Source organism: Rhizorhapis sp., assembly GCF_035276005.1.
Taxonomy (GTDB): Bacteria; Pseudomonadota; Alphaproteobacteria; order Sphingomonadales; family Sphingomonadaceae; genus Rhizorhapis.
Genome location: NZ_DATEMB010000018.1, coordinates 41,012 through 58,939, shown reverse-complemented (window position 1 = coordinate 58,939; position 17,928 = coordinate 41,012). Strand labels below are relative to the sequence as shown.

At 61.8% G+C, this 17,928-nt stretch carries 18 protein-coding genes; 5 read left to right on the top strand and 13 right to left on the bottom strand.

Annotated features, from left to right (window positions below):
* Positions 1 to 107: 107 nt before the first annotated feature.
* The 13 genes from VJS46_RS05505 to VJS46_RS05445 form a co-directional block, all read right to left on the bottom strand.
* A complete protein-coding gene (locus VJS46_RS05505) occupies positions 108 to 422 on the bottom strand; it encodes a hypothetical protein (RefSeq protein ID WP_324058348.1) in 315 nt (104 codons plus the stop codon).
* Between the two features lie 2 nt (positions 423 to 424).
* Positions 425 to 1,477 (bottom strand): chemotaxis-specific protein-glutamate methyltransferase CheB, encoded by a 1,053-nt coding sequence (cheB, locus tag VJS46_RS05500; protein WP_324058346.1) that lies wholly within the window; start codon positions 1,475 to 1,477, stop codon positions 425 to 427.
* 45 nt (positions 1,478 to 1,522) lie between these two features.
* Positions 1,523 to 1,972, bottom strand: a complete 450-nt coding sequence (locus VJS46_RS05495) for a chemotaxis protein CheW (RefSeq protein ID WP_324058344.1) — start codon at positions 1,970 to 1,972, stop codon at positions 1,523 to 1,525.
* A gap of 25 nt (positions 1,973 to 1,997) precedes the next feature.
* Positions 1,998 to 2,369 (bottom strand): response regulator, encoded by a 372-nt coding sequence (locus tag VJS46_RS05490; RefSeq protein ID WP_324058342.1) that lies wholly within the window; start codon positions 2,367 to 2,369, stop codon positions 1,998 to 2,000.
* A gap of 14 nt (positions 2,370 to 2,383) precedes the next feature.
* Positions 2,384 to 2,953, bottom strand: a complete 570-nt coding sequence (locus VJS46_RS05485; protein ID WP_324058340.1) for a chemotaxis protein CheD — start codon at positions 2,951 to 2,953, stop codon at positions 2,384 to 2,386.
* Positions 2,941 to 3,945, bottom strand: a complete 1,005-nt coding sequence (locus VJS46_RS05480; RefSeq protein WP_324058338.1) for a chemotaxis response regulator protein-glutamate methylesterase — start codon at positions 3,943 to 3,945, stop codon at positions 2,941 to 2,943. Before VJS46_RS05480 ends, VJS46_RS05485 begins: the two co-directional genes overlap by 13 nt.
* Complete coding sequence (locus tag VJS46_RS05475) at positions 3,942 to 4,811, bottom strand: protein-glutamate O-methyltransferase (RefSeq protein ID WP_324058336.1); 870 nt, start codon at positions 4,809 to 4,811, stop codon at positions 3,942 to 3,944. Before VJS46_RS05475 ends, VJS46_RS05480 begins: the two co-directional genes overlap by 4 nt.
* Positions 4,808 to 6,967 carry a chemotaxis protein CheA gene (locus tag VJS46_RS05470; protein ID WP_324058335.1) on the bottom strand — a complete coding sequence of 720 codons (2,160 nt, stop codon included), beginning with the start codon at positions 6,965 to 6,967 and terminating at the stop codon, positions 4,808 to 4,810. Before VJS46_RS05470 ends, VJS46_RS05475 begins: the two co-directional genes overlap by 4 nt.
* Before the next feature lie 14 nt (positions 6,968 to 6,981).
* Positions 6,982 to 7,266, bottom strand: a complete 285-nt coding sequence (locus VJS46_RS05465) for an STAS domain-containing protein (protein ID WP_324058334.1) — start codon at positions 7,264 to 7,266, stop codon at positions 6,982 to 6,984.
* A 22-nt stretch (positions 7,267 to 7,288) separates the two neighbouring features.
* Positions 7,289 to 8,761: a methyl-accepting chemotaxis protein gene (locus tag VJS46_RS05460; RefSeq protein WP_324058333.1), complete on the bottom strand. Its 1,473-nt coding sequence runs from the start codon at positions 8,759 to 8,761 to the stop codon at positions 7,289 to 7,291.
* 102 nt (positions 8,762 to 8,863) lie between these two features.
* Positions 8,864 to 10,333 (bottom strand): methyl-accepting chemotaxis protein, encoded by a 1,470-nt coding sequence (locus VJS46_RS05455; RefSeq protein WP_324058332.1) that lies wholly within the window; start codon positions 10,331 to 10,333, stop codon positions 8,864 to 8,866.
* Between the two features lie 480 nt (positions 10,334 to 10,813).
* Positions 10,814 to 11,929, bottom strand: a complete 1,116-nt coding sequence (locus tag VJS46_RS05450; protein WP_324058331.1) for an FAD-dependent oxidoreductase — start codon at positions 11,927 to 11,929, stop codon at positions 10,814 to 10,816.
* Positions 11,926 to 12,873, bottom strand: coding sequence for an alpha/beta hydrolase (locus VJS46_RS05445; protein ID WP_324058330.1), 948 nt, complete (start codon positions 12,871 to 12,873; stop codon positions 11,926 to 11,928). The genes VJS46_RS05450 and VJS46_RS05445 overlap by 4 nt, the downstream gene beginning before the upstream one ends.
* A 49-nt stretch (positions 12,874 to 12,922) precedes the next feature.
* On the opposite strand from VJS46_RS05445, the gene VJS46_RS05440 reads away from it, so the two are divergent.
* The 5 genes from VJS46_RS05440 to VJS46_RS05420 are packed head-to-tail and all read left to right on the top strand — an operon-like array spanning position 12,923 to position 17,900.
* A complete protein-coding gene (locus VJS46_RS05440; protein ID WP_324058329.1) occupies positions 12,923 to 13,396 on the top strand; it encodes an A24 family peptidase in 474 nt (157 codons plus the stop codon).
* A 50-nt stretch (positions 13,397 to 13,446) separates the two neighbouring features.
* Complete coding sequence (cpaB, locus tag VJS46_RS05435; RefSeq protein ID WP_324058328.1) at positions 13,447 to 14,457, top strand: Flp pilus assembly protein CpaB; 1,011 nt, start codon at positions 13,447 to 13,449, stop codon at positions 14,455 to 14,457.
* A gap of 1 nt (position 14,458) precedes the next feature.
* Positions 14,459 to 15,955, top strand: a complete 1,497-nt coding sequence (locus tag VJS46_RS05430) for a type II and III secretion system protein family protein (protein WP_324058327.1) — start codon at positions 14,459 to 14,461, stop codon at positions 15,953 to 15,955.
* A 17-nt stretch (positions 15,956 to 15,972) separates the two neighbouring features.
* Entirely contained in the window at positions 15,973 to 16,626 is a 654-nt protein-coding gene (locus VJS46_RS05425) for a CpaD family pilus assembly protein (RefSeq protein WP_324058326.1), read from the top strand.
* Positions 16,626 to 17,900: a pilus assembly protein CpaE gene (locus VJS46_RS05420; protein ID WP_324058325.1), complete on the top strand. Its 1,275-nt coding sequence runs from the start codon at positions 16,626 to 16,628 to the stop codon at positions 17,898 to 17,900. Before VJS46_RS05425 ends, VJS46_RS05420 begins: the two co-directional genes overlap by 1 nt.
* Positions 17,901 to 17,928 lie beyond the last annotated feature (28 nt).

Here is a 17,928-nt window from a genome sequence, read left to right as displayed (position 1 = left end):
GACCAAGAGTGCTATACTGCTATTTCGTTAATTCGTATCGGTGCCGCAAACGACTTCGCAGACTTCAGGCGGCTTTGCCCCTCAACATAATTGGAAAAGCGGCAAAATCAGGCGCCGTTCGCACCCGAGAGATGGCCGATCATGCGGTCGCGCAATGTGTCCAGCGGGATGCGGGTCACTGCCCCTCCCATGTCAGCGGACCTCAAGACCTCCGCGAGGCAGGTCTGGCGCTGACCCAATTCATCAAGGCCCTGCAATGCGGGTAAATGCCGCTGCACCAGATGGGGATCCAGGCATAATGTCATGCCGAGCTGCTCCAGGCATTGCCGGGAAGCCTCCAGCTCGGCAGCGATCGCACGAAGCACCGCAAGATCATCCGTGGCCGCATCGGCCGCGGCGGTAAGGTTCCCATCCTGCTTCATGGTCAGGCAGCCTTCGCAAGGGTTCCTGCGGCGCCAAGAGCGGCGGCTGCGAGCCCGTCCAGCGGCAGTTGCTGTTCAACCGCGCCCTGCGCAACGGCGGCCCCGGCGGCCTCATAGACCATGCAGCTATCCTTGTCCTGGGCGAAAGTCTTGCCCCCCGCTCCACGCAATGCCTTCAGACCATTGGCGCCGTCACGGCCCATGCCGGTCAGGATCATCCCAATCCCATTTGCTCCAGCGGTCTTGGCGATCGTCGCGAACAGAAGGTCCGCTGATGGGCGGAAGCCCTGGACCGGATCATTGCCGAGCAACCGGATGGAGGCCTCGGGCCAGCGGTCGATCACCGCATGCTTTTCGGGATCGGCAACAACATAGACGGTACCCTGCTCCAGCTTCACGCCATCGGTGGCAACCACCACATTGGGCTTGATCTTGTCATTGAGCTTGGCGGTGAACGGCTCGGCGAAGCCTGCTTCCATCTGCTGCAAGACAATGGTCGGCGGGCAGTTCGCAGGGAAGGAGGCCAGCAATTCCGAAATGGCTTCCACGCCGCCGGTGGAGGCGCTCATCGCGACCAGCTTTCCATTCCATTGATAGGCGCGTTCCGAAATGGCGGCAGCGGCGGGAGCGGCCTCCTTGGCGGTCTTTGCCTTCACCTTGCCGCTTGCCGCCGCGATGACCAGCTTTCCGAGCTTATCGACGATCTTGTCGAATTCGGCCGGGGTTGCCTGCTGGGGTTTGGGAAAGCAGTCGACGGCTCCCAGTTCCAGCGCCTTGAATGAGGTCTGGGCCCCCTTCTGCGTCAGCGTGGACAGCATCACCACCGGCATGGGCTTGCTTGCCATCAGCTCTTCCAGGAACTCAAGGCCGCTCTTGCCGGGCATCTCGACATCCAGCGTCAGGACATCCGGCTTCAGCTCAGCGATCATGTCGCGGGCTTCATCGGCATTGGCGGCGGCGCCGACCACGGCGATCCCCTCGGTCCGTTCCAGCACATCGGTAAAAAGCGCGCGCATGGTGATGGAATCGTCGACGACCAGGACCCGTGTACTCATTTCTGCTTTCCCCTGTGCACTCTGCGGACGCTAAACTTCAATCGGTCAGGCGGCTTCGGCGGTGATCATATGCCGGGCTTCCGCCGCCAGATTGTCGAGCGACAGCACCATCACCATCCGGTCCTCCACGGCCACCAGCCCTTTAAGGAAAGCCGACGCGCTGTCGGTCGAAAGGCTGGGAGGCGCCTGCATTGCTTCTTCATCAACAGTAACGATGTCGTTAACGGCATCGACGATCAGGCCATGAAGCTGCTCGGCGATACGGACCACAATGATCACGTGGCGGCCGGTAGGCTCGGTAAGGCCCCAGCCGAGGCGAGCGGCGAGGTCGATCACGGGCAGCACATTACCGCGAAGGTTAATGACGCCCCGCACATAATCGGGAACGTGGGGAAGCAGCGTGGTTGGCGACCATGCGCGGATCTCGCGGATGGCCATGATGTCGACGCCCAGAAACTGTTCGCCGATCTGGAAGGTGATAAGCTGGCTGGACATGATTTGGCCCCCTCTACTTTTGATTTTAATGACAGACGCGGCGGACAGCGGCGGCTAGCTTTGCCGGATCGAAGGGCTTCACGATCCAGCCGGTGGCGCCTGCCGCACGAGCGCGTGCCTTCTTCTCCTCCGAACTTTCCGTGGAGAGCACCAGGATCGGCCGGTCGCGGTGGCGGCCATCGGCGCGTACAGCGTCGATCAGGCTGAAACCATCCATGCGGGGCATGTTGATGTCGGTGATGATCATGTCCGGCGTGTTCGCTTTCAGCCAGTCAAGCGCAGCCACGCCATCCTCAGCCTCGGCCACCTCATAGCCATGTTCAGTGAGGGCGATGCGCAACAGCATCCGCATGCTGGGGCTGTCATCGACCGTCAGTATCTTTGTTACGGCAGTCATGGGTTTCTCCGTTGTCAGAACAGCTCGACGTCGCCGACGGACGCAGCTTGAGTGATGATCGGCCTGATTTCGGCCGGTACTTCCTCGGCAAGGACGCGGCATCTGGCCTGCCCCTTGACCGCGCGGAAATCGACACGCCGGGCCGCATTCCCGCCCAGGTTGCTGAAGGTCAGCGGAATGCCGTCCCGCGCCAGGAAATCGATGGCGAACCGCGCATTGGCGGACCCGATCTTCTGCATTCCAGTGTGCATGTTCGCACCGCCATAAAGATGCGCCTTCATCCGCCCGCGAGCCGCACCCGCCTTCAGCATCTCGTTGATCAGCAGTTCCATGGCATAGGCGCCATAGCGTTCGGACTGCTCGCCAAAGGCCAGTTCGCCGCCGCGCGGTTCGGACAGAAGAAAATGGTTCATTCCCCCCACGCCCGCGAGCCCGTCGAACAGACAGGCAGCGACGCAGCTTCCCAGGACCGTCGTCAGGACCACAGCCGGATCGGTGGTGACCTGGGTCGTCCCCTGGATGACATTGATACGCCTTTCAGATGGCCGGGCGTCGGCGGCGCGGGGGCGGGTCAACAATGACATTTTGCAATGACCTGTCCGGCAATAGCCGAGAGCGGCAGCACATGGCTGGCCGCCCCCATCTCCACCGCAGCACGGGGCATGCCGTAAACTACGCAACTATCCTTGTCCTGGGCAAAAGTGTCGCACCCGGCACTGCGCATTTCCATGAGGCCGCGCGCCCCATCGCTGCCCATGCCGGTCAGGATGATGCCGACTGCACGAGAACCCATGACCTTGGCCACCGAGCCGAACAGCATGTCGACGCTCGGCTTATGCCCGCTCACGGGCTCGGCATCGACCATCCGGCAATAGCTCCGCTGGGCCGAATGGATCGTAAGGTGACTGCCGCCCGGAGCAACATAGACATGACCATTTTCCAGGAACTGATCTGGCTGCGCCAGCACCACCTTGGCAGGGCAATGGCTGTCGAGCCGGGAAGCGAGCGCGCCGGAAAAGCTTGAGCCGATGTGCTGGACAATCAGCGTCGGCGGGCAGTTGACCGGCCAGCCCTGAAGCAACTGGATCAGCGCCTCCACACCTCCGGTGGACGATCCGATGGCGATGACATTGCCATTGGGCCGGAACTCCGCTTGCGAGCGCGCGACGGGCTGCTTCGGTTCCAGACGGCGGATCCGGCTGCGCGCAGCCTGGCGCACGATATAGGACAGCTCATTGTCGTTGAACGGCCCCTGGGGCTTTGCGTAGCAGTCCACTGCACCAAGCTCGAGCGCCCGCATCGTGGTTTCGGCGCCCTTGTGCGTAAGGCCGGAAATGACCACCACCGGCGTTGGCCGCAGGGTCATGATCTTTTCCAGGAAGTCGAGACCGCTCATACCCGGCATTTCGATGTCCAGCGTGACCACGTCAGGGTCCAGATCCTTGATGAGTTGCCGCCCCTCCAAGGCATTGGCGGCAACACCCACGACCTCAATATCTGGATCGCGGTTCAGGCTGGCGCTCAGCAGCGCCCGCATCGTGGGTGAATCGTCGACGACAAGTGCTCTTACAGTCATGCGCCGTGCTTTCTGTAGATGGTGGGGCCGACCGGTTCGCAGACCTGCGCGCCCGATCCGACAAGGCGCTCGCTATGGCCGATGTAAAGGAAGCCACCGGGCTCCAGCACCTCGCAGAGACGCTGGAGAAGCTTGGCCTTGGTCGGTTCATCGAAATAGATCATGACATTCCGGCAGAAAATGACGTCGAACATGCCTTTTAACGGCCAGTTCCCGAGGAGATTTAGCTGCCGGAAGCGAACCATGTTCCGAACCAGGGCGGACATGACGATCTCGCTGCCGTTGGCGTTAACCCAATTCTGCCGGAGCCTTGGCGGCATCTCTTCAGCGACATGCGCCGGATATGTGGCGGCCTTGCCAGCTTCGATGACATGATCGGCGAGATCGCTTGCCAGAATGGCGGTGTCGGTCGCCGCGATCTGCCGGGCAATGCTCTTGTCTTCGCCCAGAAGCGTCATGGTCAGGGAATAGACCTCTTCGCCGCTGGAACAGCCAGCCGACCACATCCGCACGCGTCCCCCGGCCAGCGCTCGCTTGACAAGCCTTGGCCGGACTTCGCGCGCGAAATGATCGAAATGATGGTTTTCGCGGAAAAATTTGGTGTGGTTGGTGGTAAGGGCGTTGATCGCCCGCCGCCGCTCTTCCGCATCGCCGTTCAGCAGCCGGATATATTCAGCGAAAGTCGCGCATCCCCGATCCCTCAGGAATTTCGTCAGGCGGGAGTAGATGAGCATTGCCTTGCCTTCCGGCATCACGATACCGGCATCGGCATAGACGAGCTTCGACAGCGCCTGAAAATCCTCCCGCCTATAGTCGAAATCGACTGCTCCCCCGAACGGGCTCGTTGCTGACGCGAGGGCGCTCATGCCGCTTCGGCCAGCCTCGCGCGGCCAAGTTCGGCCGCAACCATGCTTTCCACGTCCAGGATCAAGGCCACCCGGCCATCACCCAATATCGTGGCTCCGGCGACGCCATCGATCTGCTGGAAATTGGTCTCAAGGCTCTTGATCACCACCTGGCGCTGATCCTTGATGGCATCGACCATCAGCACGGAATGTCCTGCCGTCTCGGATTCGACGACGATCAGCACCGCCTGTGTGGGATCGGTTTCCGATCCTTCGATGCCAAGCCGGCTGCCGACATGCTGGACCGGCAGGAACTGGCCGCGAACATTCAGCATGAACTTGCCGCCGCCAAGCCGCCGCACTTCCTGCGGACCGGGACGAAGGCTCTCGACGATGTGCGTCAGCGGCACCACCAGCGTCTCTTCGCCCACACCCACGATCATGCCGTCGGCAATCGCAAGGGTCAGCGGCAGGGCCAGAGTGAAGGTGCTGCCATGGCCAGGACGCGAGGCGATGCTGATGCGGCCGCCGAGCGCCTGAACATTCTGCCGCACCACATCCATGCCGACGCCGCGGCCCGAAATATTGGAAACGACCTGCGCAGTGGAAAAGCCCGGTGCGAAGATAAGGTTGTCGATCTCTTCATCGGAAAGCTGCGCATCGGGCGCGATCAGGCCGCGCTCGACCGCTTTCGCAAAGACACGCTCCCTATTGATGCCCCGGCCGTCGTCCGAAACGCAGATCAGGATCCGTCCGCCACGATGCTCGGCGGTCAAGCGGACCACCCCCTCGGCAGACTTGCCGGAGGCGACGCGCTCTTCGGGAGATTCCAGGCCATGATCGATTGCGTTGCGGATCAGGTGCGTCAGCGGCTCGCCAATGCGTTCCACGACGGTCTTGTCGAGTTCCGTCCCCTCGCCCTCTATGTCCAGCCGGACCCGCTTCCCGGTTTCAGCCTCAAGTTCACGCACAATACGGGGAACGCGGCTGAAGACCGAGCGAATCGGCTGCGCGCGGATGGACATCGCGCAATCCTGAAGCTCTCGCGTCAGATGATCGAGGTCCGCCACTTCTGCGATTTGCGACAGGCCCTGCATGGACAATTGCTGCGCCAGCATCGCCTGAGTGATCACAAGTTCGCCCACAGTGTTCACCAGACGGTCGAGCTTTTCGAGATCGACCCGGATGGTCTGTCCCGCCTTGCTGGAAGGTGGCGGCGGAGCGGCGGATGCGCTGCCCGAAACCGGCAGTTCTTCCTTGGGAGCCGGAATGGCGGCAACAGGTGCATCCATTTGAACGGCCTCCACGGCAGGAGGTGCAATCTCCTCAGCCGCCGCGAGCCTTGTGGTCACTAGTTCAGGCTCTTCCATTACCGGTTCGGCATCGGCCTCATCGATACTGAGCTCGATCGCGGGGCCTATGAAATCGAAAATGTCGGCGATGTCGCTCCGCGCGGTGCCGATCGGCAGGCGATAGTGCCATTCGAGATAGGCTGCCTCGGCATCGAAGGCGTCAAGATCGGGCACATCGTCGACATTCACATGTACGCAACGGGCGCCAAGGTCCACCAGCTCGCGGAGCAACAGCAACGGCTCGCTGCCATTCACAAGCGCGGCGGGCAACGGACGGACCGTGACCAGCCATTCTTTCGCCACCGGTGCTGCCGCCATGGCGTCCTGCGGCTGATCAAGCGCGCTCAGCAGGCCGTCGAGATCGAAATCAAGACCGGTTATTTCGGGAAGAGCAGATTCCGCGATCGCCTCCGCCGCATCCTCGACCGTCGCCGTGGCAACCGTGTCAAGATTAGCGGCGATTTCCTCAAGCTGGCGGCTCATGTCCGCGTCGTCCGGCGTATCGCAATCGCCCTTGATGGCATTCACATGGTCAGTGAGTATGTCGAAGGACTTGAACAGCACAGTCAGCAGTTCCGGCGTGAGCGGCCGGTCGCCATCGCGGACCTGGGCCAGCACGGTTTCGAACTTGTGCGTATAGTGCTGAAGCGCGGTGAAGCCGAAAGCCCCTGCCCCGCCCTTGATTGAGTGGACCGCCCGGAAAATGCCGTTGATGGCGTCGCTGTCTTGCGGATTGGACTGGCAGGCGATGAGGCCTGTTTCGGCGCTGGCAAGGCCCTCGTCGCATTCCTGAAGGAAAATGAGCTGGATATCGTCCTGGTTCATGTGCCTTGCCCCCCTCAAAGCGCCTGCACGGCGTGGCCGGAAAGATGACGCTGCAGGCCGGCAATGCGGACAGCGGCTACGAAAGCCTCGCTTGGATCAGCGATGGAAAAGTATTGTTCCCGCCGTATCGAGGTCATCGCAGCGCTCACCAGTAGCTGAAGGCCGCACTGGCCGATCTGCCGCACCTTTTCGGCGTTGATGACAAGGCCGCCATTGCCGCCCAGGACATCCGACAGTTCAAGCGCCAGGCCGGTTGCGACAGTCCGGTCCACTACATCGGGCAGATTTATGGTCTTCATGATCCTATCCCCTCTTATCCTGTTATCCGGCCCGGCGGCCGCGGATGGCGGCGGGTTTGCCGGGCATGCGGATCTCCGGCATGGCCCCACCGCCGATCTCGAAGCCATTGACGAGCCGGGCGAGTTGATCTGCTTCCGAGGTCAAGCTGCGAGCGGCCGCTGTGCCCTGTTCGACCATGGCGGCATTTTGCTGTGTGCTCTTGTCCATCTCGCGGACAGCCTTGTTCACTTGTTGAAGATTGGCCGCCTGGCTTTCGGCAGTGGTGGAGATTTCCGACACCAGAGAGCGAACCTCGCCGATTTTCACCATGATATTGTCGAGCGCCTCGCCCGTCCGGCCCACAAGCCGGACGCCATTTTCCACCTGCCCGGAACCAGAAACGATAAGTTCCTTGATGTCGCGAGCGGCATCGGCCGAACGCTGGGCGAGCGCGCGAACCTCATTGGCGACGACAGCAAAGCCCTTGCCCGCGTCACCCGCACGCGCCGCCTCAACCCCCGCATTAAGTGCAAGCAGGTTGGTCTGGAACGCAATGCCATCGATCACTGTCACGATATTGCCGATCTGCGAGGATGATTTCTCAATGGCATCCATCGCGCTGATCGCCTCTTTGACGACGTCACCGCCCAGCGTCGCCTGACGCTCAGTGTCGGTGACGGCTTCTCCCACTTCGACGGTGCTCTGCGCGATCTCCCTGACCGAGTTGGTGACCTGATCCATTGCGGCAGCCGTCTGTTCGAGCGCCGCAGCCTGCTGTTCGGTGCGGCGGGACAGGTCCTCCGTCGCTTCGCTGATCTCGGCTGAGCCGCTATGCACGCTTTCGGCGCTGTTGGCGACGGAGCCCAGCACGCCGCACATCTGCTCTGCCATGCTGTTGAAGTCAGCCGCAACCTGCGCATAGGCAGGGGGCAGGTTGTGCAGTCGAACGGAAAGGTCGCCAGCGGCCATTTTCCTGAGCATGGACCCCATCTGCCGCACGACCAGATCGCGATCCGCCTGTTCCGCTTCGAAATAGGCGGTGAGCGCTATGTCGAGGTCAAGCAAGGCCGTCTTGACCAGCGCCGCGATCCTTTTCGCAACAGCCTTCTGGCCAAGTGGGCCAGTAATTCCGCTTCCTGCGGCAGCAGCGATCAGTTGCTCCAGGACCAGCGCGTAACCGCCGATATACCAGCTCGGCTCCAACCCGATGCGGGCATGAACCGCGCCAACCTTCTCCGCAGCCTCATAATGGCGGGTGGAGGGAGCGCCCGAGAAAAGCTCGTCCCAGTGGTCGGCCTGCCGGGTGCGCGCCTGTTGCATGGCCGAGCGCGAGGGAAAATGGCCGTCAGTTTCGGAAGTTTGGGAAATGCGTTCGTAAAGCTTGTCCAGCGCTGCAGCCACGTGGCGGCCGAGCAGTTTCCGGATGGCCGGAAACTGCTCATAATCGTTCCGGTCAAAGCCATAGAAAGAAAGCCGGCGGTCCAGCTTTTCCCTAGAGCTCGTTTCGCTTGTCATACGCATTCCTTCTGTTTCGATCAGCCTGGATAACGGCCGCGCTCAAGAATTTTTGAGGAAGGGGCGGCGGGGCGGCGCACGAATTGGCGCCACCCCGGCCAGTCAGAATTCGGCCCAGTCGTCGTCGGCTGATGCAGGCTTCAAAGCGGCGTTGCCGCTGAAGGCGGGAGCCGCCGCCTTGCGAACCAGTCTGGGCGCCGCCGGTCGAGGTGCCTTGCGGGCTGCTCCGCCGGACCTGCCGACGTTGAAGCTGGCGACAAGCTTCAAAAGCTGGCCCGCTTCCGAAGCGAGACTGCGCGCGGCAGCAGTGCTTTGCTCCACCATGGCTGCATTTTGCTGGGTCGAACGGTCCATGTCGCCCACGGCGCTGTTCACCTGCTGCAGGTTCGCTGCCTGGTTTTCAGTCGAGGCAGAAATGTCGTTAATGAGGCCGCGAACTTCGCCGACCTTGCTAACGATGCGTTCCAGCATCTGCCCTGTTTGCCCCACCAGATGAACGCCGCTCGCCACCTGTTCGGAACTGGTGGTGATCAGGATCTTGATGTCGCGAGCAGCGTCAGCGGAACGCTGGGCCAAGGCACGGACCTCATTGGCGACCACGGCAAAGCCCTTGCCCGCATCGCCGGCGCGTGCCGCCTCGACCCCTGCATTCAGCGCCAGCAGATTGGTCTGAAATGCGATGCCGTCGATCACATTGATGATCTGGGCGATTTCCTGCGAGGATTTTTCGATGCCGTCCATCGCGGTCACGGCGCGCGACACGGTTTGGCCGCCATCAGACGCTTCCCGGTGCGCCTCATTGACCGCCATGTTGGCGCTGACGGCCCGCTGAGCGATCTCGCGGACCCCGGAGGTCACTTCATTGGTGGCCGCGGCGGTTTCCTCCAAAGAGGCCGCCTGCTGCTCGGTCCGGCGGGAAAGATCCTCGGCGGCCGAGCTGATTTCGTTGGACCCGGTGCTGATGCTGTCCGCCGTTTCCGTAACCGCCTGAAGCGTCTTGCCCAGCTCTGCCGTTGCACGGTTATAGTCGATCCGAAGCTGCTCAAGTTCGGTCGGGAAAGGGGTTGCGATCCGATGATCGACCTGCCCCTGGGCCAAGCGGTGCAGGCCGTCGCCCAGAGCTGCCACTACCCCATCCAGCTTGTCGGCATTGCTAGTGGCGCCATGATCAAGCGGCATCCCATGATCCCTCAACCGGACCAGCGCACGCGCCATGCGGCCGGCGCAGTCTTCCCTTTCCGTCAGGGAAATATGCACCTGTCTATTGCCTGCGGCGAGGGCTTCCATGTCTTGCAAGAGGGAAGAATAGGGATCGGCAATCACTCCACGAGCGTACCAGGCCAGGGGAAATGCGATGACCACGCCAAGGGCCGCAAAGATAGAGGCCCAGCTCAGCATACCGTCATTGGCGGCCTGCGCAGCCGCCAAATCCTTGGCGGCAAGTGCGTCTCCAACTTGCCCGTGCCCGAGATATGCCAGCACGGCAGTAACAAAGATCAGCGAACAGAAGAACCCGAAAGCGACCGTCAACTTCTGACGTATGGGCGCCATATGTGCGAACCATGCGATCATTTTATTATACCCCCTCTGACCGCTCCCACGGCAGCCATGGAAAGCAGTTCTCAAAGACAATGGTTAACAGGACGTAACCCCGTTGAGCGCGCGATATTCCCGCGTCTTCGCCAAGATCGGTTGGGCACGGGAAAGCTTTAGCCAGAGGAGGAAAAAAGGAGATGGCGGAGACCGGATTTTGATCAGGATCAATGCCTGCATCCGAATTAACGGCAATGCTGGTCCTCGATTTCCAGAGGAGACCCGAATGATTGCCGAATTTTATCCCGCCATGGTGATAGCTGCGATAGGCCTTTTCTCCCTCGCCTTGCTGGGCGTCAGCATCAGTGATCAGTTGTCACGCCGTTAGGGCATCCGCGTCCGACCAGAACCGTTCGCCCGCGCTTGTGGAAGGGTCTTCCTTGCGGGAAAGCTAGCCCTTCGACAGGCTCGGCCTGAACGGGAAAATGGCCCTGATCTAACGCGCAAAACTCCGGTTGATCATTCGAACCGGCCGGGATCATAAGGCTCAGGATCAATAGCGGCCACGCTCACATGTGGCGGCTGGTTGAGGAGCAGCGACGCTGCCAGCCTTGCTGCTGCCGGAGCAGTCTGTATCCCGAAGCCGCCCTGACCCGCAAACCAGAAGAAATTCCTGGCAAGCGGATCAAAGCCGTAAACCGGGAGGCGGTCAGGTGCGAAACTGCGCAGGCCAGCCCATCTGCGTTCGACGGCCTGCACTTTCCAATCGACTACCTGCTCGAACCGGTCGATGGCCTCGGCTACTGCCAGTTCCTCAGGCGCCGCATCGCAGGGGTCGATGGGCGTTTCGTCATGCGGGCTGAGCCACAGGCGCCCCGAACCTTCAACCTTGAAATAGAAGCGCCCTGAAATATCGATGATGAGCGGAAGGTCGGCGGGAGGCGCTGGATCTGTCCGAAGTTGGACCACGGTTCGCTGCAAAGGCTTTATCCCGATGGGAGCGACGCCACAGAGACGCGCCACCTGATCGGCCCAGGCGCCAGCGGCATTGACAAGGATGCTTGTCTGCACCGGGCCTACGGATGTTTCCAATTGCCACTGGCCCGCCGTCTGCTGCGCAGCGACTAGGCGGTTTCCAACCGCGAGCTTTGCTCCTGACCGGCGCGCTGCTGCAAGATAGGCGGCATGCAGCGCCGCTACGTCAATGTCCGCTGTGCTCGGTTCGGCGATACCGTTGGTCCAGGTGGGGCGCAGGCCGTTGATGCGGCTCTCGAGCGCAGTCCTGTCCAACTCCGACAGTTCGATCCCGAGCGGCTTATATTCTGCGAGGAAGGCATCAGCCGCTCGCGCATCTTCCGCCCGCGCCAAATGGATCGCCCCCCGGTCATTCAGGAAGGAGTACTCCCCGAAACCGGGTTCCGGCTGGCGGAGGAAAGGACCAGAGGCAGTAGTCAGCGGCTGCACGCCGGGGCCGCCATAGCTCTCGCTCCAAAAAGCGACGGAGCGGCCAGTGGCATGATAGCCCGGCTGGCTTTCCATCTCGATCAACAACACCGACAGGTGCGGCGCGATCTCGGCCGCCAGACTGGCGCCCGCCATTCCTGCCCCTATGATGACAACATCATGCCGGTTCACTTCGCTGGCGCCACTTCGTCCAGAAAGGCATCGATGCAATGCAGAGCATCCAGCCGAACGGGATCGGCCTCTCGCAAAATCTCATGGGCAGCTTCAGCCCCATAGACGTGCAGGCGGCAATCCCTGATCCGGGCCGCGTCGCGGCAAATGGCGGCGGTATCGACCAGCCTGTCCTTTTCCGCAGCAAGGATCAGCAGCGGCGTATCTATGCGTTCCAATGTCCCCGACTCTGCCATCATGGAAAGGGAGCTATAGGCCTCCCGCAGCCAATGCCAACTGGGAGGACCCAGTTTCAGCTCCGGCATCGTTTGATGCCAATACAATTCGTCGGAATAGCGTTCAGCACTATGGGTCAGCAATGCCTGCCTTCCAGCCTCGCCGATGCCCGGCTTCTCCATATCCTTCCAGGCAGGCCGCGCCGGATTTCCAACCCGGCACATAAAGCGCGAGACCGCAGCGCCCAGCCATGGCGGGACCAAGCCGCCGCTGATCCCGAGCATGGGCGCGACAAGCACCGCCGCGTCGGGAGCGACAAGCCCAAGAGCGAGCGCACGGATCAACAGATGCCCACCCATGCTATGGCCGATCAAGACGTGAGGCCCTGGTCCTTCACTTATCCATTGCCGATAGAAATGGCCCAGATCGTCCGCCATCACGTCAAAACCGCCATGCGGCAGGCTGGCTTCGGAAACGCGCCCGGACCCACCCTGCCCTCTCCAGTCGAAGCTGGTGATGTTCCAGCCTGCTGCACGAAAATGGGCAAAGGCTTCCAGATATTTCTCGAACATGTCGCCCCTGCCGGTCAGGAACAGGATGGATCCCCGTTGCTGTGCCGCTGCGGCCCTCCAATGAAAACGGCGGAGCGGCCACCCGTCGGGCGTCAGCCAGCGATCGACAATGCTATCTGGCGGATAGGAACGGTTTTCCCGCGTAAAGGAATTCATAAGATCATGGTTACGGTTTGGTAAGGCAAATCGTCTAGCCCTATCTGGGATGGACAGGCAGTTTTTCATCTTCGCCCTGGCAGCGGTGCTTTCCGCCCTGCTCGTCATTGCAGCGATCACGGACATCAAGAGCCGGGTCATTTCAAACCGTCTCAATATCGCGGTGGCCGCTCTTGCACCGCTATTCTGGATTGCAACCGGCCTTCCGCCCTGGCCTGGCATGGCCCTTCAGCTTGCGCTAGCGGCGGTGGTCTTCATCTCATTCGCGCTGCTTTTCGCGCTCGGCATGATGGGCGGCGGCGATGTGAAGCTGCTGGGTGCCCTGGCGCTGTGGCTTCCACTTCAGCCCATGCTGACCCTGCTGGTCGTCATGTCAGTGCTCGGCGGAGCGGTCACCGCCGTCACGGTCCTGCACCACAGGATCGGACGCCGCATGGGCCGGCCGGAGATCCCCTATGGCGTCGCCATAGCGCTGGCGGGCCTATGGGTCGTTGGCGAACGGTATTTTAACCATTTTGCGTAAGAACGGTCGGCGAGAGGCAATCGACCCGTGTTCAGGAGGCGACATTCGTCATGGATGCTAAGAAGATCATTTTGCTGGCCGGAGCGCTGATTATCGCGATCGCGACCGCTTTCATGGCCCGCAGCATGTTCGGCAATTCCGGCGCGCCCCAGGCGACTGCCGCCAATATGCAGCCCGCCCAGGATGGCCCGCAGGTGCTGGTCGCAACCCGCGCCCTGCCAGTCGGCACGATCATCGAGCCAGACAGTTTCCGCTTCCAGCCCTGGCCCAAGGAACTGGTCGAACAAGCCTATTTCCTGAAGGGCGAAACAGATCCGGCCTCGCTTGCCGGCACAGTGGTTCGCAATGGCATCACCGCGGGCCAGCCGCTGACCCAGGGCTCGCTGGTGAAGCCCGGCGATCGCGGCTTCCTCGCCGCCGCGCTTGGCCCCGGCATGCGCGCCGTGACCGTTCCGGTGTCCGCCCAGAGCTCTGTTGCGGGCTTTGTCTTTCCCGGCGACCGGGTGGACCTTGTCCTGACGCAGTCGGTCGCGGGCGGCGGCGATGGAGAAGCGCTCAAGGTGTCGGAAACTATCATGCGCAACCTGCGCGTCCTTGCCACGGACCAGCGGACCAATGCGGTCGGCGAGGACGGCAAGCAGCAGGTCGTGACCTACTCCAATGTCACGCTGGAGGTTACGCCCAAGATTGCCGAGAAGATTGCCGTGGCTCAGACCATCGGTTCGCTGTCCCTGTCCCTGCGTTCCATCGCCGACAACACGGCTGAGCTGGAACAGGCCATTGCGGCAGGCGACGTGGATGTTCCTGAAGGCGACGATCCCGCTGCTGAAAAGCGGATGATGCTGGCCGTCGCAAGCCGTCCCGTCGACAAGGGCTCCACCTTTGCGACCGGCGCCGACGTTTCGCGCTTCCAGCGCCGTTCGGTCCCCGGAAAAGCCGCTGAGGCTGGCGGCGCTGCCACCGCCGTAGCCGGTCCCTCAGGCCTGGTCGCGGTAGCTGGCCCTGTCGTTCGCGTCGCACGCGGAACCGCTGTCACCGTGGTTCCGGTCGGAGGAAAGTAAGATGAACTTCATGAAGTCCAAAGGGCGCCGCCTCAGCGGCACGGCCATCGCCGCCGCCCTTGCCTTTGCCACAGCGGCCGGCGCCCCTGCCGAACTCGCCAGCGCGCAGACAAGGACGAATGCCGGTCAGGAGGCCCTGGTCCTCTCTGTCGGCGGCAGCCGGGTGGTGAACCTTTCCGCGCCGATGTCCGACGTCGTCATCGCCAATCCGGAAGTGCTGGACGTGCATGTCCGCTCCGAACGGCAACTCTACCTGATCGCCAAGGCGCCAGGCGAGACCAATCTGTTCGTGACGAGCAAGACCGGCAAGATCCTTTACTCAGGCACCGTGCGGGTCGGCAATAATCTGTCGAGCATTGACCAGATGCTAGGCCTTGCCATGCCGGAAGCCGACATTCAGGTCAGCACCATGAACGGCCTGGTCCTGCTCACCGGTACCGTCAAGGCGCCCGAAGATGCTGCCGAAGCCGAACGGCTGGTGCAAGCCTTTGTCGGCAAGGACACGCAGGTCGTGAGCCGCCTCCGCACCGCGACCCCGCTGCAGGTCAATCTGCAGGTCAAGATCTCGGAAGTCAGCCGCACCTTCATGCACAAGATCGGGACGAACTTTGCAAGCCGTGATCCCGGTTTCGGCAAGTGGGTCGGCAATATCGGCTCTGGCAACCGCAATTTCGTTACATTCAATGAAAATGGCGGCGGAACCTTCAATAATCCGGTCGATGGCAGCACGACTATCGGCGGCGTCGCCCGCCTGCTCGGCATGGACATTGCCGGGGCGCTTGATCTTGCCGAGACGACCGGTCTTGCCACCACGCTGGCGCAACCCAATCTGACGTCGCTGTCCGGCGAGACCGCCAGCTTTCTGGCTGGCGGCGAATATCCCTATGAAGTGTCCAACGGGCTTCAGGGAAATTCGATCGAGTTCAAGCAATTTGGAGTCCAACTCGCCTTCACGCCGACCGTGCTGTCGGACGGCCGCATTTCGATGCGCGTTCGGCCGACGGTGTCGGAACTCGATTTTTCGATCAATTCCAAGGTGCCTGCTCTGAAGAGCCGTTCGGCTGAGACGACGGTCGAACTCGGCTCCGGCCAGAGTTTCATGATCGCCGGACTGCTCAACAACGACACCGCCAATAATGTCGACAAGGTGCCCGGCCTGGGCAGCATTCCGATCCTGGGCAGCCTGTTCAAGTCCAAGCAGTTCCGGCGCAATGAATCGGAACTGGTGATCGTGATCACCCCCTATTTGGTGAAACCGGTGAATGCGCAGGACATCCGCCTGCCAACCGACGGTTTCCGCAATGCGACGGACATGCAGGGGCTGCTCCTGCAGCAGCAGAGCGACGGGGTAAGCGGCGCCAAGCGTCCTGAACCGACGGTCGAGCCTGCGCCCCCGGCACAGCCAAAGGTCGGCGCTGCGACGCCACCCGCCATAACGGGCGAACGCCGCAGGCAAAGTACGGATGCCGGCAAGGCAGCGCCCGGCTTCAGCTTCTGATGGGAAGGACCATTTTCATGCACAAGCCCTTCTTAAAGCGCGCAGCGACCCTGCCTTTAGTGGCAGCGATGGTATTGCCGATCGCCGCCTGTCAGGTCGGCCCCGTCAATCGCAGCATGGACTCGGTCCATCAGCCGGTGGTCAGCCGCTCGGATTATGTCTTTGACGTTTACCCCACACCCGGCGGCGATCTGCCGGCAAGCGAGCGGGAACGGCTGGACGGCTGGTTCTCCTCCATCAATCTCGGCTATGGCGATCGGGTCTCCGCAGATGGGGATTCCAGCCACGCCGTCAGTGCCAAGGAAAGCATTTCCAGGTTGCTCGGAAATTACGGGCTGTTGCTGAGCGATGCCGCACCTGTGACATCAGGATCGGTGCCGGGGGGCTCTATCCGCATTGTGGTAAGCCGTTCGGTGGCGACCGTGCCCGGCTGCCCGGATTGGCGGAGCAAGCAGGAAAGCGATCTGATCGGCGGGACGTCCAGCAATTACGGCTGCGCCATCAACGGCAATCTCGCGGGGATGGTCGCCAATCCCCAGGATCTTGTGCTCGGTCAGCCGGGCGCGATCAGCCGCGCCCCTACAGCCGCCACCAAGGCCATTAAGACCTATCAAGACAAGGCCAATACTGGCGCTGGCGACCTTAAAACCCTGACGGCGGGAGGCAATTGATGAACGCTCCTTGGAGACCCGGTGGCACGGCCGCGTTGCGTGAACCGTTCAGCGCCTTTGTCTGCGACGACGCAAGCTTCGACCTTGTCCGCATGATCTGCTCCGAAATGGGCTGGTCACCTGAAAAGGTGCACAAGGGCGGATTGCGTAATGCGGTCCAGTCGCTTTCCGTGTCGGCAAGCCCCAACATTCTTTTTGTCGATATGTCGGAGTCCGGCGATCCGCTCAACGACATCAACGGCCTTGCCGAAGTGTGCGAACCTGGGACGGTGGTGATCGCAGCAGGTCAGGTCAATGATGTCCGTCTATATCGCGACCTGATCGCCAGCGGCCTGCAGGACTATCTGCTGAAGCCGTTCAGCCCTGACATGCTTCGGGAAGCCTTTGCGCAGGCCCAGGCGGTGTTCAACGCGCCAAAGGTTGCCGATATCGTCAATGAGCGGCCGCACCTCACCACCGCCGTTATTGGCGTGCGCGGCGGCGTGGGCGCCTCGACCGTGGCAACTTCGCTCGCCTGGCTGCTCAGCACCAAAGGCGACCGCCTGACGGGACTGCTCGACCTTGACGTGCATTTCGGGACAGGCGCGCTTGCTATGGACCTGGAGCCGGGCCGTGGTCTGACCGATGCCATCGAAAATCCCAGCCGCATTGACGGTCTCTTCATCGAGCGCGCCATGGTGAAGGCGAGCGAGAAGCTGGCGATCCTGTCGGCCGAAGCGCCCATCAGCCAGCCGATGATGACAGACGGAACCGCCTTCTTTCAGCTCCAGGAGGAATTTCGCAGCGCTTTTGAATGCAGCGTCATCGACCTGCCGCGCAACATACTGATCCAATATCCGCACCTCATCAACGACGCCAATGCGACGGTCGTGGTGACCGAACTGACGCTGGCCGCGGCGCGCGATTGCATCCGTATCCTGTCCTGGCTGAAATCCAACGCGCCCGGAACCAAGGTGATCGTGGTCGCCAATCGCGTTCATGCCAGTGCGCTGGAGATCAGCCGGAAGGATTTCGAGCAGTCGATCGAACGCAAGGTGGACGTGCTCATTCCGGCAGACGCAAAGCTTGCTGCCCAGGCAGCAAAGCTCGGAAAGACGCTGGCCGAGACAGGGAAAGCTTCCAAGGCGGGGCACGCCCTTGAAAGCACCATGGCCCTTGCCATGGGTGCGATCGATGAACAGGAGTCGCCGTCCACCGCCAAGGGCGGAAAGTCCTTGCTGGGCAAGATCACGGACCTCAAGTCGATCATCCCCGCCAAGAACAGGAAGAAATGAACCGGAATGGCCAAACGGCCGGACAGTA

Bases quoted from the DNA above. Each gene is read 5' to 3' on its own strand.
- VJS46_RS05445 (WP_324058330.1), bottom strand. From the start codon at position 12,873: ATGAATTCCTTTACGCGGGAAAACCGTTCCTATCCGCCAGATAGCATT.
- VJS46_RS05425 (WP_324058326.1), top strand. From the start codon at position 15,973: ATGCACAAGCCCTTCTTAAAGCGCGCAGCGACCCTGCCTTTAGTGGCA.
- VJS46_RS05460 (WP_324058333.1), bottom strand. From the start codon at position 8,761: ATGACAAGCGAAACGAGCTCTAGGGAAAAGCTGGACCGCCGGCTTTCT.
- VJS46_RS05430 (WP_324058327.1), top strand. From the start codon at position 14,459: ATGAACTTCATGAAGTCCAAAGGGCGCCGCCTCAGCGGCACGGCCATC.
- cpaB (WP_324058328.1), top strand. From the start codon at position 13,447: ATGGATGCTAAGAAGATCATTTTGCTGGCCGGAGCGCTGATTATCGCG.
- VJS46_RS05480 (WP_324058338.1), bottom strand. From the start codon at position 3,945: ATGACTGTAAGAGCACTTGTCGTCGACGATTCACCCACGATGCGGGCG.
- VJS46_RS05420 (WP_324058325.1), top strand. From the start codon at position 16,626: ATGAACGCTCCTTGGAGACCCGGTGGCACGGCCGCGTTGCGTGAACCG.
- VJS46_RS05465 (WP_324058334.1), bottom strand. From the start codon at position 7,266: ATGAAGACCATAAATCTGCCCGATGTAGTGGACCGGACTGTCGCAACC.
- VJS46_RS05455 (WP_324058332.1), bottom strand. From the start codon at position 10,333: ATGATCGCATGGTTCGCACATATGGCGCCCATACGTCAGAAGTTGACG.
- VJS46_RS05470 (WP_324058335.1), bottom strand. From the start codon at position 6,967: ATGAACCAGGACGATATCCAGCTCATTTTCCTTCAGGAATGCGACGAG.
- VJS46_RS05485 (WP_324058340.1), bottom strand. From the start codon at position 2,953: ATGTCATTGTTGACCCGCCCCCGCGCCGCCGACGCCCGGCCATCTGAA.
- VJS46_RS05505 (WP_324058348.1), bottom strand. From the start codon at position 422: ATGAAGCAGGATGGGAACCTTACCGCCGCGGCCGATGCGGCCACGGAT.
- VJS46_RS05490 (WP_324058342.1), bottom strand. From the start codon at position 2,369: ATGACTGCCGTAACAAAGATACTGACGGTCGATGACAGCCCCAGCATG.
- VJS46_RS05495 (WP_324058344.1), bottom strand. From the start codon at position 1,972: ATGTCCAGCCAGCTTATCACCTTCCAGATCGGCGAACAGTTTCTGGGC.
- VJS46_RS05475 (WP_324058336.1), bottom strand. From the start codon at position 4,811: ATGAGCGCCCTCGCGTCAGCAACGAGCCCGTTCGGGGGAGCAGTCGAT.
- cheB (WP_324058346.1), bottom strand. From the start codon at position 1,477: ATGAGTACACGGGTCCTGGTCGTCGACGATTCCATCACCATGCGCGCG.
- VJS46_RS05440 (WP_324058329.1), top strand. From the start codon at position 12,923: ATGGACAGGCAGTTTTTCATCTTCGCCCTGGCAGCGGTGCTTTCCGCC.